Genomic DNA, 13877 nt, shown 5'->3' with positions numbered 1-13877 from the left:
TCGTGCAGAAAGGCCGACCGTAATACAGCGGTCACATCTTCAAATCTCTTTAAAAAATCAGCCTTTCTACACCTGACAGTGTGCCCGATGCAGGATGTTCGGTCCAGCGTCACGGCAGAAAATCAGTGTCTCCAAATCCGGCAAAATCAGACAACCACCTGTTAGACAACAATTTCTCCTCGCCCCACCAACGGATATGCACGCACTGCCACGTCCATCGCCTTCGGCGGATGGACGCCAACGCCCCATGCCGTGGCCCTCTGGCACCGCTGGTTCCACCCCCGCTGATCCCCGGCAAAAACTCAGGCTGGAACTGCCATGGCGGGCGTGAGATATGTAACCCGACAGCAAGGAAAGGCGCGGCACATGGCATTCGGCAAGGGACATCACCTGCACCTGATCGACGGGTCGGCCTTCATCTTCCGCGCCTACCACGCGCTGCCCCCGCTCACCCGCAAATCCGACGGGTTGCCCATCGGCGCGGTCTCGGGCTTTTGCAACATGCTGCAGAAATATGTCGAAGACAGCACCGGCGCCGATGCGCCCACCCATGTCGCCGTGATCTTCGACAAGGGCAGCCACACCTTCCGCAACGACATGTACCCCGAGTACAAGGCCAACCGCGACGAGATGCCAGAGGACCTGCGCCCGCAGATACCCCTCACCCGCCGCGCGACCGAGGCGTTCAACATCGCCTGCAAGGAAATGGAAGGCTACGAGGCCGACGACATGATCGCCACTCTCGCCGTCCAAGCCCGTGACGCCGGCGGGCGTGTCACCATCATCAGCTCCGACAAGGACCTGATGCAGTTGGTCGGCGGCGGCGTGGAAATGCTCGACGCGATGAAGAACCGCCGCATCGATCGCGAAGGGGTCGAGGAAAAATTCGGCGTCGGCCCCGAACGCGTCGTGGACGTGCAGGCCCTGGCCGGCGACAGCGTCGACAACGTCCCCGGCGCCCCCGGGATCGGCATCAAGACCGCCGCGCTCCTGATCAACGAATTCGGCAGCCTCGAGGAACTTCTCGACCGCGCCGGGGAAATCAAGCAACCCAAGCGCCGCGAGACCCTGATCGAAAAGCGCGAACAGATCGAACTGTCGAAGAAACTCGTCCAGCTCGACTGCGAAACCCCGCTCGATTTCACCCTCGACGACCTCGAGGTCCGCGAGCCCGATCCCGAGACCCTGCTGGCCTTCCTGACCGAGATGGAATTCCGCACGCTGACCAAGCGCATCGCCGACGCGCTGGATGTCGAGGCCCCCGCCATCCCCGAGCCCACCGCGCCGGAGTCGGGCGAGGACAGCGCCCCCGACTGGCCCGCCATCGACCCCGCGAAATACGAACGTGTCTCGGACATGGATGCGCTGCAAGGCTGGATCGACCGCATCATCGCCCGCGGCTACGTCGCCGTGGATACCGAAACCACCTCGCTTAACGAAATGCAGGCCGATCTGGTGGGCATCTGCCTTTCCATCGACCCGGGCGAGGCGTGCTATATCCCGCTCGGCCACAAGGACGGCAATGCGGATGATCTCTTCGGCTCCGACGCCCTGCTCGACGGCCAGATCCCGATGCAGGACGCGCTCGACGCGCTCAGACCCGTGCTCGAGGATCCCTCGATCCTCAAGATCGGGCAGAACATGAAATACGACACCAAGATCATGGCCAACTACGACATCGCCATGGCGCCCATCGACGACACGATGCTGATGTCCTACGCGCTTTATTCCGGGATGCATGGCCACGGCATGGACACGCTCGCCGAACGCTACCTGTCGCACACGCCGATCCCCATCAAGGAGCTTCTGGGCACCGGCAAATCCGCCATCACTTTCGACCGCGTGCCCATCGACGAGGCCGTGAAATACGCAGCCGAGGATGCCGACATCACCCTGCGCCTCTGGCACACGTTCAAGCCGCAGCTGCACCGCGCGAAAGTCACCACCGTCTACGAGACCCTCGAACGCCCGCTGGTGCCCGTGCTGGCGCAGATGGAGCGTAACGGCATCAAGGTCGACAAGGACACGCTCTCCCGCATGTCCGCCGCCTTCGCCCAGAAGATGGCCGGGCTCGAGGCCGAGATTCACGAACTGGCCGGCGAAAAGTTCAACGTCGGCTCCCCGGCCCAACTGGGCGATATCCTCTTCGACAAGATGAGCCTGCCGGGCGGCAAGCGCGGCAAGAACGGCAAGTATTCCACCCCCGCCGACGTGCTCGAGGACCTCGCCACCGAACACGACCTGCCCGCCCGGGTGATGGACTGGCGCCAGGTCTCCAAGCTCAAGTCCACCTATACCGACGCCCTGCAGGACCACATCGACCCCGACACGGGCCGCGTCCACACCTCCTACGTGCAGACCGGGGCCAGCACGGGCCGCCTCGCCTCGACCGATCCCAACCTGCAGAACATCCCCATCCGCACCGAGGAAGGCCGCCGCATCCGCGAGGCCTTCGTGGCCGAAAAGGGCAACACCCTCGTCGCGCTGGACTACAGCCAGATCGAACTGCGCATCCTTGCCCATATCGCCGATATCCCGGCGCTCAAGGAGGCGTTCCGCGACGGTCAGGACATTCACGCCATGACGGCGTCAGAGATGTTCGATGTTTCGATGGACGACATGACGCCCGAGATCCGCCGCCGCGCCAAGGCGATCAATTTCGGCGTGATCTACGGCATCTCGGGCTTTGGCCTCGCGCGGAACCTGCGCATTCCCCGCGCCGACGCACAGGCCTTTATCGACCGCTATTTCGAGCGTTTTCCCGGCATCCGCACCTACATGGACGACACCGTCGCCTTTGCCAAGGAACACGGGTTCGTCCAGACCCTCTTCGGCCGCAAGATCCACACGCCCGAGATCGGCGCCAAGGGGCCGCGCGCCGGTTTTGCCCGCCGCGCCGCAATCAACGCGCCGATCCAGGGCACCGCCGCCGATATCATCCGCCGCGCCATGATTCGCATGCCCGACGCCATCGCCGACCTGCCTTGCCGCATGCTGCTCCAGGTCCACGACGAACTGCTGTTCGAGGTCTCCGATGGCGCCGAGGACAAGGTCATCGACACCGCCCGCAAGGTGATGGAAGAGGCCGCCCGCCCGGCCCTGCATCTGGACGTGCCGCTGGTGGTCGACGCAGGCCGGGGAAGCAACTGGGCCGAAGCGCACTGAACTCCGCATAAAGCCTTGGAACCAAGCACTCCGCATAAAGCCTTGGAACCAAGCACGAGTTGCCGGAATCAAGCGCCCGCGCAGTAGGTCGTTTCGCGGTCCGGGAAAGTGACTTTTCCAAGGCGAAGTGCAAAAGTAGCACAGTTGCAACAGTGTCAAACCCACTGAAAATCGCGGAATCCCGCTCAAAAAGGCATTTACGTGACAAAAATGCTGTCCTAGAAGCCATAGCAGCCGGAGATTCGCGTTTTTACGCAAGCTCTTGTGTTGACAACAAATCGCGTTCAAACACAGTATCGGGCGCGTGACATGGAAGGAATTTGTTCACATGAAAAACAAGATCGCAATGATTGCTGCTCTCATCGCAACCGTCGGCCTGGCCGCCTGTGCACAGCAACAACAAGAAGAAGTCGTGGTTCCGGTTGAGCCTGAGCCCGTAACGACGAAGTACTAATCTTCGACGTTTTCCCGGGTCGGGGCATAGCACCTTCGGGTGCCCGTTCCGACCCGGGTTATCCTTCCTGAGCCTGCAAAGGCCAATGCGCCTGATGCCCTCCGCATCGGGTTTTTTTGTGTCTGCAAGATCCGCCTTCAACGATCCCGCGTATCCATTACATCATGGTCAAACGCGCCGCAGACACCGCAGAAAGCATTGAGGTCAAATCTCTTGACGAACTGCACGCGTGGCTTGCCGCCAATCACGCCTCGTCGCCATCGGTCTGGCTCGTCACCTTCCGCAAGCATACCGCATTCCACCTGCCCTACGATGACATCGTCTCGGAACTGCTCTGCTGGGGCTGGATCGACAGCCAGCCGCGCAAGGTGGATGACGACCGCACCGGTCTCCTGATCGCCCCGCGCAATCCCCGATCCGCGTGGTCCGCGGCAAACAAGGCCAGAGTCGACGACCTGCGCGCCGCAGGACGGCTTCAACCTGCCGGCGAGGCCCTCGTAACCGCCGCCCAAGAATCCGGCATGTGGACGTTCCTCGACGATGTCGAACGTCTCGAACGCCCCGACGACCTGACCCGTGCGCTGGGCGATCTGGTGTCTGTCTGGGATCACTGGCCGCGCAGCGTCCGGCGCGGCACGCTCGAATGGATCAAGACGGCCAGGACCACGCGAACCCGCAATAAACGCATCGAGGATGTGGTCGACAGCGCCGCTTCGAACCGGCGTCCGACACCGTTCCGCCGCTGAGGCTGCCCGAGATTTACGAGGTCGGCAGCTCGTCGGAGGGGATCATCGGAAAGAACGCCCCGTCCGACCGCACACCGAACCAGCCGTCCTCGTGCGCGCCCAGATCCACCAGCCGGTAAAACGACTTGCGGTCGATCAGCGCCTCAAGCCCGGCCCGCACATGCAGGTAGGGCGACGGCTCGCCCGTCTCGGGGTCGCGCTCCACCCGGATCGCGTTGTCCGGCCCCGCCAGCACGTGGTCGCCCACGTTGGTCACGAAGACCAGCATCTGCGCCGCGCCCTCGCCTTCCACCTCGAAATCCACCGCCACGAAAGGCGCGTCGTCCACGACGATCCCGACCTTTTCCACCGGCGTGACAAGGTAATGGCGGTCGCCTTCCTTCTTCAGGATCGTAGAGAACAGCCGCACCAGGCCCTGGCGCTCGATGACCGTGCCTTCGTGATACCATGTCCCGTCCCGCGCGATCCGCATGTCGATCTCGCCGGTAAACTCGGGCGTCCAAAGGTGCACGGGCGGCAGGCCTTTGCCGCCTTCCCGGCGCGCCGTTTCGGCAAGGCTTTCCGCTGACGGGGTTGTGACCGATTTATTGCTCATTGCTTTTGCCATTTTGCTTGTGCGCGATACACTCTACCCAAGCGATATAGCCCATACCGGAGTTTTGCCATGACCGACGACGCCGACCTGCTGGCCGGGATCGAAGCCCTCGAGGACAAGCTGGCCCAGGCCCGCGCCTCGATCACCCGCCGCTTCATCGGGCAGGAACGGGTCGTCGACCTGTCGCTCTCGGCGCTGCTTTGTGGCGGGCACGGCCTGCTGGTGGGCCTGCCCGGCCTCGGCAAGACCCGGCTGGTCGAAACGCTCAGCGTCGTCATGGGCCTTGATTCGAACCGGGTGCAGTTCACGCCCGACCTGATGCCCGCCGACATTCTGGGCTCCGAGGTGCTTGAAACCGGCGCTGACGGCACCCGCGCGTTCAAGTTCATTCCCGGTCCCATCTTCTGCCAGCTTCTGATGGCCGACGAGATCAACCGCGCCAGCCCCCGCACCCAGTCCGCACTCCTGCAAGCCATGCAGGAACGGCAGGTTTCCGTCGCGGGCGAAGACCGCCCCCTGACCCCGCCCTTCCACGTGCTGGCGACGCAGAACCCCATCGAGCAGGAAGGCACCTATCCCCTGCCCGAGGCCCAGCTTGACCGCTTCCTCGTGCAGATCGACGTGCCCCATCCCGACCGCGACACCGAGCGCGCGATTCTGCTCGCAACCACCGGCGCGACCGAGGATGTGGCCCACCAGGTCTTCACCGCCGAGGACCTCATCGCCGCGCAGACCCTCCTGCGCCGGATGCCCGTGGGCGAGGCGGTGATGGAACAGATAATCGACCTTGTCCGCGCCTTCCGTCCCGACGACGCCACCTCGTCCGAGACGGTGCGCGAAAACGTCGCCTGGGGTCCCGGCCCCCGTGCCGCGCAGGCGCTGATGCTGACCGTCCGCGCCCGCGCCATGATCCAGGGCCGCCTTGCCCCCGATGCCGACGATATCGCCGCCATGGCCCAGCCCGTCCTGACGCACCGCATGGCGCTCAACTTTGCCGCGCGTGCCCGGGGTGAAAACCTCGACGACCTCATCGCCGCCACCGTCGCCCAAGTGACAAGGACCGAGGCCGCCGCTTGACCCAGATCGCCCCTCTCCGCGCCCGGTCCGAGGCCGAGGCCGCCCGCTTTCCCGCGCTCCTGGCGCGGGCAGAGCATCTGGCGGGGACCGTCCTTCTGGGCGAGCATGGCCGCCGCCGCGCGGGCATGGGCGACGATTTCTGGCAGTACCGCCCGGTGCAGGCCGGGGACGAGCTGCGCCACATCGACTGGCGCCGCTCGGCCCGCTCGGACACACAGTTCCTGCGTCAGCGCGAGTGGCAGATCGCCCAAAGCGTCACGCTCTGGGTCGACGGCGCGGCGTCCATGCGCTTCGCCTCAGATGACAGCCTGCCGCAAAAAGCCGACCGCGCCCGCCTGCTTTCGCTGGCCATCGCCATCCTGCTGAACCGCGCTGGCGAACGCATCGGCTTATCCGGAGCCGACCTGCCCCCCCGTCGCGGCGACGCCCAGATCGAGCGCCTAGCCATGGCCCTCGGTCAGGATGGCCCCGACGATTACGGCGCGCCCCAGACCACAGGGATGCTGTCGCACGGACGCGCGCTTTTCCTGTCGGACTTCCTCGGTGATCTCGACCCGGTGCGCCACGCGCTGACCGCCGCCGCCGACCGGGGCGTGCGCGGTGTCCTCTACCAGATCCTCGACCCCGCCGAGGAAAGCTTTCCCTACCGCGGCCGCACCATCTTTGAATCGGTGGGCGGCACCATGGTGCACGAAACGCTCAAGGCGTCCGAGCTGCGCGACCGCTACCTGGAACGCCTTGCCGCCCGCAAGGACGACCTGCGCCACCTCTGCGCCACCACCGGCTGGCTCTACGGCACGCATCACACGTCGGACTCCGCGCAATCCGCGCTCCTGTGGCTCTATAACGCATTCGACGGGGGGCACGGACGATGACCATCGGCCCCATCGGATTTGCCGCGCCCTGGCTTCTGGTGGCGCTGGCAGCACTCCCCATCCTGTGGCTGATCCTGCGCGCCGTGCCGCCCGCCCCCATCCGTCGCCGCTTCCCGGGCGTGGCGCTTCTCCTGGGGCTGCGCGACGACGACAGCGTGTCAGACCGCACACCCTGGTGGCTGCTGCTGTTGCGGATGCTGGCCGTCGCCGCCGTCATCATCGGCCTCGCCGGCCCCATCCTCAACCCGCAGGACCAGGCCCAGGCCAACCGCACCGGCCCCATGCTGATCGTGCTCGATTCCAGCTGGGCCAGCGCCCGCGACTGGCCCGCGCAGGAAGATCTGCTGGATTCCCTGCTGGCCGAGGCCGGGCGCAACGCCCGCCCCGTCGGCATCATGCAACTCTCCGACCCCGAAACCCCGGTTTTCCAGTCCGCCGAGACGTGGCGCACCCGCCTGACCGGCCTTTCGCCCGCCGCATGGGCGCCCCAGCCCGAGGACTACGAGCAAGCCGCCACCATGCTCGGCGAAGAGGATTTCGAGACCCGCTTGTTCTCCGACGGCCTTGCCCGCGAGGGCCGGCAAACTCTTCTCGACGCCTTGCAGGATCGCGGCCCTGTCACCATCCACGAAAGCGCCGTGCCGATCTATGCGCTGACGCCAGCAGTGGTCGAGGACGACGCGATCCGCCTGACCGCGACCCGCGCCAATCCCGGACCCGCCCGCGATATCACGGTCGAGGCGCATGGCCGCGACCCCTCCGGCGCCCAACGCCTTCTGGCGACTCAGGACATAACTTTTGAGGCCGGCGCGAAAGAGGCCACCACGCTCCTGTCCCTGCCCGCCGAGCTGCGCGCCCGTCTCACCCGGTTCGAAATCGCCGGCCAGTCCCATGCCGGCGCAGTCACCCTGACCGACGACAGCCTCAAGCGCCGCGAGGTCGCTCTGATCGCCGGCCGCGAAGACCGCGAAGGGCTCGAACTCCTGTCGCCGCTCCACTATCTCGAACAGGCCCTCGAACCCACCGCCGACCTGCTCGATGGCAGCCTGTCGGACATTCTACCCGCCAATCCCGATGTCGTCGTTTTGGCCGATGTCGCCACGCTCTCGGGCGCGGAACAGGCCGACCTTTTGGACTGGACCGATCGTGGCGGCATGCTTTTGCGATTCGCCGGGCCGCGTCTCGCCGCCTCGGACGTCTCGCGCAGCGACGAGGCCCCGCTGATGCCCGTCCGCCTGCGCGCCGGTGGCCGCTCCGTCGGCGGCGCCATGAGCTGGGGCGAACCCAAGGAACTGGCTCCCTTCCCAGAATCAAGCCCTTTCTTCGGCCTCGACGTGCCGGATGACGTCACCGTCACCGCCCAGGTCATGGCCCAGCCCGACCCCACGCTCGCCGACCGCGTCATCGCCCAGCTCAGCGACGGCACGCCGCTGGTGACCCGCAAACGTATCGGTCAGGGCCAGGTCGTCCTCTTCCATGTCACCGCCAATGCCGAGTGGTCCACCCTGCCGCTCTCGGGCCTCTTCGTTCAGATGCTCGAACGGCTGGCCATCTCCTCCAGCCTCGCCCTGCCCGATCTGGCAGAGCTGGAAGGCACCACCTGGCAGCCCGTGCAGGTCCTCTCCGGCTCCGGCCTCCTGGAAGATGCCAGCACCCTGCCCGGCGTCGACGGCACCCGCTTCGTCGAGGATGTCCCTGGCCCCGATTTCCGCCCGGGTCTGTACGACGGCCCCGACCGGCGCCTCGCGCTCAACGTGCTGCCCTCCGGCACCACGCTCACCCCGGTCAGCTGGCCCGCGAACCTGCCCGTCCTGGGCCTCGACCGCCCGCCCGAGGCCGCGCTCGGCGGCTGGTTCCTCGCCGGGGCGCTCCTGATACTGATGGCCGACATCCTAGCGTCGCTGGGGCTCTCTGGCCACCTGATGCCCACCCGCGCAACCATGTCCGCCCTCCTTCTAGCGCTCCTGCTCAGCCCGCAGATGGCCGACGCCCAGGACGACACCATGACCGAGGCCGACGAAAAGGCCCTCATGGCCGCGTCCGAGGTCGTTCTGGGCCACGTCCTCACCGGCGACAGCAGCCTCGACAACGCGGCCCAGGCCGGCTTGCGCGGCCTCGGCGAAACCCTCTTCTTCCGCACCTCCGTGGAACCGGCAGACCCGGTCGGCGTGAACCTCGAAACCGACGAGCTTTCGGTCTATCCGTTCCTCTACTGGCCGATCTCCCCCGATCAGCCGATCCCGTCCGAGGAAGCCTATGTCAAGCTCAACGACTACCTGCGCACCGGCGGAATGATCCTCTTCGACACGCGCGACGCCAATGTCGCGGGCTTCGGCGCCTCCTCTCCGGCGGGCCGCAAGCTGCAACGCCTCGCACGCCCGCTCGACATCCCCCCGCTGGAGCCCATCCCCGAGGACCACGTGCTCACGCGCACCTTCTACCTGCTCCAGGATTTTCCCGGCCGCCACACCGGCCGCTCCGTCTGGGTCGAATCCGCACCCGCCGACGCCGAACAGGTCGAGGGGATGCCCTTCCGCAACCTCAACGACAACGTCACGCCCGTGGTCATCGGCGGCAATGACTGGGCCGCCGCCTGGGCCATGGACGACCGCGGCAACCCGCTCTTTCCCGTGGGCCGCGGCTTTGCCGGCGAACGCCAGCGCGAACTCGCGTACCGCTTTGGCGTCAACCTCGTGATGCACGTGCTGACCGGCAACTACAAATCCGACCAGGTGCACGTGCCCGCCCTTCTCGACAGGCTTGGCCAATGACCGGCAGCATCGTTTTCGAGCCGCTTCTGAACCCGTGGCTGATCGCGGCGCTCGCCGGCATGATGATGACCGGCACGGCGCTCGCCATCTGGCGCGGCCTCTCCGGCTGGCCCTTCCGCGCGCTCGCTGGGCTGGTCGTCTTGGCCGCGCTCCTCGGTCCTGTCTACCAGGCCGAGGACCGCGAGCCGCTCACCGACATCGTCCTGATGATCGAGGATGAAAGCGCCAGCCAGGCCCTTGGCGACCGCGCCGCCCTCACGTCTTCCACCGCCGACGATCTAGCCGCCCGCATCGCCGCGCGCGACAACACCGAACTGCGCCGCATCACCGTCCCCGACGGCGCCGACAACTCCGGCACCCAGCTCATGACCGCCCTGTCCGAGGCGCTGGCCGAAGAACCCCGCGCCCGCATCGCCGGCGCGATCCTCATGTCCGACGGCCGCCTGCACGACCTCGACCGCGCCCCCGACATGCCCGCGCCCATCCACCTGCTGCATACCGGCCGCGAGGACGACTGGGACCGCAAGCTGGTGGTCGAAAACGCCCCCGCCTTCGCCATCCTGGGCGAGGAAATCCAGATGACCCTGCGCATCACCGACGACGGCGCCGCCCCCGAAGGCACCAGCACCGTGCCCGTCGACGTCTCGGTCGACGGCGAGGACCCGCAGCGGTTCAACGTCCCCCTGGGTGAGGATATCGACCTGCCCCTGCGCCTGCCCCATGGTGGCCGCAATGTGCTGCAATTCTCCACCCCCGCCATCGATGGCGAACTCACCGACCGCAACAACACCGCGCTCGTCCAGATCAACGGCGTCCGCGACCGGCTCAGCGTGCTGCTCGTCTCCGGCGAGCCCCACGCCGGCGGCCGCACCTGGCGCAATCTGCTGAAATCCGACAGCTCGGTCGATCTCGTCCACTTCACCATCCTGCGTCCTCCGGAAAAACAGGACGGCGTACCGGTCCGCGAGCTGTCCCTCATCGCCTTCCCCACCCGCGAGCTCTTCCTCGAAAAGATCGAGGATTTCGACCTCATCATCTTCGACCGCTACAAGCGCCGCGGCATCCTGCCCTCGCTCTATCTCGACAACGTGCGCAACTACGTCGAAGGCGGCGGCGCGGTCCTGATCGCCGCCGGTCCCGATTACGCCGCCGCCGACAGCCTCTACCGCACCCCGCTCGAAGCCATCCTGCCCGGCCGCCCCACCGCCCGCGTGCTCGAGGAACGCTACAGCCCCTCCATCACCGACCTGGGCCAACGCCACCCGGTCACCGCAGGTCTCGAACAGGAATTCGGCGGCGAATGGGGCCGGTGGATGCGCCAGATCGAGGTCGAGGAAACCTCCGGCGACACCGTCATGACCGGCGTCGGCGACCGCCCTCTCCTGACCCTCGACCGCGTCGGCGAAGGGCGCGTGGCACTTCTCGCCTCCGACCACGCCTGGCTCTGGAACCGCGGATTCGAGGGCGGCGGGCCGCAACTGGAACTTCTGCGCCGCCTCGCCCACTGGATGATGAAGGAACCCGAACTGGAAGAAGAGGCCCTCTGGGCCGAGGCCACCGGCCAGCAGATGCGCATCGTCCGCCGCTCGCTCGAAGACAGCGTCGGCCCGGTCACCATCACCACCCCAGAGGACGAACAGATCGAGATGGAGCTGGAAGAGGTCTCGCCCGGCCGGTTCGAAGCCCTCTTCGACGGCCCCGCCATCGGCCTCTACCGGCTGGAAAACGGCGAGCACAGTGCGGTCATCGGCCTCGGCCCCGCCTCCCCGGTGGAATTCGAGAACACCATCGCCGACACCGAAACGCTCGAACCTTACATCACCGAGACCGGCGGCGGCATCCACCCGCTGGCCGACGGCCCGCCGCGCATCCGCACCGTGCGCGAAGGCCGCGCCATGTCCGGTCGCGGCTGGATCGGCCTCCTGGACCGCAACGCCTACCAGACCCGTTTGGTCACCCAGACGCCGCTCCTGCCCGCCTGGCTGGTGCTGCTGCTGGCCGCGACCCTCATTGTCGGCGGCTGGCTCCGCGAGGGCCGCCAGTAATCGCGCCCCGCTTCCTCTGGCCCAAAATATCCCCGCCGGAGGCTCCCACGCCGGCCCCCCGCCCCGCGCTCAAAAAAAACGTCACGCCGCCACGGGCCACCGAGGTGTCGGACCCCAGGTCCGCCGCCGAGACAAACCGGCACGCGCCCCTTGGGCGCGTTCATTCTGTCAGGGTTGCAGCGCCACGCGCTTTTGCGAGCCCGACCAGCCATCGACCGAACAGCGCGCCCGCACGAAAATCTCGCGCGTCCCGTCCGGTATCACCACGCCGCTCAACGACCGGGTGAACGGCTGCTCGTTCACGTGCGGATGCATCAGCTCACGATAGCCCAGCCGGTTGCCTGCCGCATCCAGCACTTCCCAGCCGTCGGCATAATGGTCCCACCCGGTGTCCGGATGGCGAATCGTCACGTGGATATTCCAGACCATGCCCGCCTTTTCGACGGTCACGTCCAGTACTTCCGGTTCGTCGGCAAATGCCGGCGCGGCCAACAGAATGGCCAGGAAAAATGCGGCGAGTCTCTTCATGTCTGTTAATATAGGCGAGCGCTGCGGCACATGCACTCACAACCGCGTGCAGGCCGCATTCTTCTTGCGACCGCGTCACGGATGCCGCACTTGCGACTGGCGCAAATTGGTTATATTATCTTACCAATCCACCGGGAGGACTGCCATGGACATGCCAAAGCCCAATCCGACCATCCTTGCCCGCAAGTCGCAACTGCTCGACCGGCTGGCGTCTTTCCTCCCGCCCGAGGCGCTCATCCACGACCCCGCCGAGACCCGCGCCTATGAATGCGACGGGCTGACAGCCTACAAGTGCCCGCCGCTGGCCGTGGTCCTGCCCGCCTCGACCGCAGAGGTGTCCGAGACTCTCAAGATCTGCAACGACATGGGCGTGCCCGTCGTGCCGCGCGGTGCGGGCACCTCGCTCGCCGGCGGCGCGCTCCCGACCGAGGACAGCGTCATCATCGGCGTCGCCCGCATGTCCGAAGTGCTGGAAACCGACTACGACAACCGCTTCATCCGCGTGCAGACCGGGCGCACCAACCTCTCCGTCACCGGCGCGGTCGAGGAAGACGGCTTTTTCTACGCCCCCGACCCCTCCAGCCAGCTGGCCTGCGCCATCTCGGGCAACATCGCCATGAATTCCGGTGGCGCGCATTGCCTGAAATACGGCGTCACCACCAACAACCTGATGGGCGTGACCATGGTGCTGATGGACGGCACCGTGACCGAAATCGGCGGCGCCCATCTCGATGCCGAGGGGCTCGACCTTCTGGGCCTCATCTGCGGTTCCGAAGGCCAGCTTGGCATCGTCACCGAGGCGACCCTGCGCATCCTGCACAAGCCCGAGGGCGCCCGCCCCGTCCTGATCGGCTACGATTCCTCCGAGGTCGCGGGCCAGTGCGTCTCGGACATCATCAAGGCCGGCGTCCTGCCCGTGGCGATCGAATTCATGGACCGCCCCTGCATCCGCGCGACCGAGGCTTTCGCCGGCGCCGGCTACCCCGATTGCGAGGCGCTCCTGATCGTCGAGGTCGAAGGTTCCGACGCCGAGATCGACGAACAGCTTGAAACCATCATGGATATCGCCCGCAAGCACGACCCCGTCGAGCTGCGCCAATCCTCGTCCGACGACGAAAGCAAGCGCATCTGGCTCGGCCGCAAATCCGCCTTCGGCGCCATGGGCAAGATCAACGACTACATGTGCCTCGACGGCACCATCCCGGTCAACGAACTGCCCTATGTGCTGAAACGCATCGGCGAGATGTCCAAGGAATACGGCCTTGACGTCGCCAACGTCTTTCACGCGGGCGACGGCAACATGCACCCGCTGATCCTGTTCGACGCCAACAAGGAGGGCGACCTTGAACTCTGCGAGGAGCTGGGCGCCGAGATCCTGAAGCTCTGCGTCGAGGTCGGCGGCTGCCTCACCGGCGAACACGGCGTGGGCATCGAGAAGCGCGACCTGATGCTGCACCAATACGACCCGCCCGATCTCGAAATCCAGATGGCCGTCAAGGACGTGTTCGACCCGAAATGGCTGCTGAACCCCGCCAAGGTCTTTCCGCTGGCGTCCTCCGACACCCGCCGCATCGCGGCTGAATGACCTTCCGGGGCGCCGCCCCGGACCCCGGAGTATCTT

General features: G+C 66.3%; 10 protein-coding genes. 8 read left to right on the top strand and 2 right to left on the bottom strand.

Annotated features, from left to right (window positions below; translation table 11 throughout):
• Positions 1 to 366 precede the first annotated feature (366 nt).
• From polA to FIU89_RS00610, 3 genes are all read left to right on the top strand, one after another.
• Positions 367 to 3165 carry a DNA polymerase I gene (gene polA, locus FIU89_RS00615; RefSeq protein WP_152490815.1) on the top strand — a complete coding sequence of 933 codons (2799 nt, stop codon included), beginning with the start codon at positions 367 to 369 and terminating at the stop codon, positions 3163 to 3165.
• 328 nt (positions 3166 to 3493) lie between these two features.
• On the top strand, positions 3494 to 3619 hold the full coding sequence (locus FIU89_RS22760) for a hypothetical protein (RefSeq protein ID WP_261391446.1): 126 nt from the start codon (positions 3494 to 3496) through the stop codon (positions 3617 to 3619).
• A gap of 164 nt (positions 3620 to 3783) precedes the next feature.
• Positions 3784 to 4365, top strand: coding sequence for a YdeI family protein (locus FIU89_RS00610; RefSeq protein ID WP_152490814.1), 582 nt, complete (start codon positions 3784 to 3786; stop codon positions 4363 to 4365).
• Positions 4366 to 4378: 13 nt separating this feature from the next.
• Here FIU89_RS00610 and FIU89_RS00605 read toward each other — a convergent pair whose 3' ends face one another.
• On the bottom strand, positions 4379 to 4960 hold the full coding sequence (locus FIU89_RS00605) for a DUF1285 domain-containing protein (RefSeq protein ID WP_152490813.1): 582 nt from the start codon (positions 4958 to 4960) through the stop codon (positions 4379 to 4381).
• A 69-nt stretch (positions 4961 to 5029) separates the two neighbouring features.
• Here FIU89_RS00605 and FIU89_RS00600 point away from each other — a divergent pair, with 69 nt between their 5' ends.
• From FIU89_RS00600 to FIU89_RS00585, 4 genes are read left to right on the top strand one after another with little or no spacing between them, the layout of a single operon-like run.
• A complete protein-coding gene (locus tag FIU89_RS00600) occupies positions 5030 to 6037 on the top strand; it encodes a MoxR family ATPase (protein ID WP_152490812.1) in 1008 nt (335 codons plus the stop codon).
• Positions 6034 to 6912: a DUF58 domain-containing protein gene (locus FIU89_RS00595; protein WP_152490811.1), complete on the top strand. Its 879-nt coding sequence runs from the start codon at positions 6034 to 6036 to the stop codon at positions 6910 to 6912. The genes FIU89_RS00600 and FIU89_RS00595 overlap by 4 nt, the downstream gene beginning before the upstream one ends.
• Positions 6909 to 9683 carry a DUF4159 domain-containing protein gene (locus tag FIU89_RS00590; protein WP_152490810.1) on the top strand — a complete coding sequence of 925 codons (2775 nt, stop codon included), beginning with the start codon at positions 6909 to 6911 and terminating at the stop codon, positions 9681 to 9683. Before FIU89_RS00595 ends, FIU89_RS00590 begins: the two co-directional genes overlap by 4 nt.
• Positions 9680 to 11728 (top strand): hypothetical protein, encoded by a 2049-nt coding sequence (locus tag FIU89_RS00585; protein WP_152490809.1) that lies wholly within the window; start codon positions 9680 to 9682, stop codon positions 11726 to 11728. The genes FIU89_RS00590 and FIU89_RS00585 overlap by 4 nt, the downstream gene beginning before the upstream one ends.
• 168 nt (positions 11729 to 11896) lie before the next feature.
• Here the strand turns inward: FIU89_RS00585 and FIU89_RS00580 are convergent, their stop codons facing one another.
• A complete protein-coding gene (locus FIU89_RS00580) occupies positions 11897 to 12256 on the bottom strand; it encodes a hypothetical protein (protein WP_152490808.1) in 360 nt (119 codons plus the stop codon).
• 145 nt (positions 12257 to 12401) lie between these two features.
• Here FIU89_RS00580 and FIU89_RS00575 point away from each other — a divergent pair, with 145 nt between their 5' ends.
• The gene (locus FIU89_RS00575; protein WP_152490807.1) at positions 12402 to 13841 is read left to right on the top strand and encodes an FAD-linked oxidase C-terminal domain-containing protein; all 1440 of its coding nucleotides are present in this window, start codon (positions 12402 to 12404) and stop codon (positions 13839 to 13841) included.
• Positions 13842 to 13877 lie beyond the last annotated feature (36 nt).

Source organism: Roseovarius sp. THAF27, from assembly GCF_009363655.1.
Taxonomy (GTDB): Bacteria; Pseudomonadota; Alphaproteobacteria; order Rhodobacterales; family Rhodobacteraceae; genus Roseovarius.
Note: the sequence above shows the minus strand (reverse complement) of the source record. Positions and strands in the feature narration are given on the sequence as shown.

Coding starts and splice junctions, on each gene's coding strand:
- polA (WP_152490815.1), top strand. CDS start 367: ATGGCATTCGGCAAGGGACATCACCTGCACCTGATCGACGGGTCGGCC.
- FIU89_RS22760 (WP_261391446.1), top strand. CDS start 3,494: ATGAAAAACAAGATCGCAATGATTGCTGCTCTCATCGCAACCGTCGGC.
- FIU89_RS00610 (WP_152490814.1), top strand. CDS start 3,784: ATGGTCAAACGCGCCGCAGACACCGCAGAAAGCATTGAGGTCAAATCT.
- FIU89_RS00605 (WP_152490813.1), bottom strand. CDS start 4,960: ATGAGCAATAAATCGGTCACAACCCCGTCAGCGGAAAGCCTTGCCGAA.
- FIU89_RS00600 (WP_152490812.1), top strand. CDS start 5,030: ATGACCGACGACGCCGACCTGCTGGCCGGGATCGAAGCCCTCGAGGAC.
- FIU89_RS00590 (WP_152490810.1), top strand. CDS start 6,909: ATGACCATCGGCCCCATCGGATTTGCCGCGCCCTGGCTTCTGGTGGCG.
- FIU89_RS00585 (WP_152490809.1), top strand. CDS start 9,680: ATGACCGGCAGCATCGTTTTCGAGCCGCTTCTGAACCCGTGGCTGATC.
- FIU89_RS00580 (WP_152490808.1), bottom strand. CDS start 12,256: ATGAAGAGACTCGCCGCATTTTTCCTGGCCATTCTGTTGGCCGCGCCG.
- FIU89_RS00575 (WP_152490807.1), top strand. CDS start 12,402: ATGGACATGCCAAAGCCCAATCCGACCATCCTTGCCCGCAAGTCGCAA.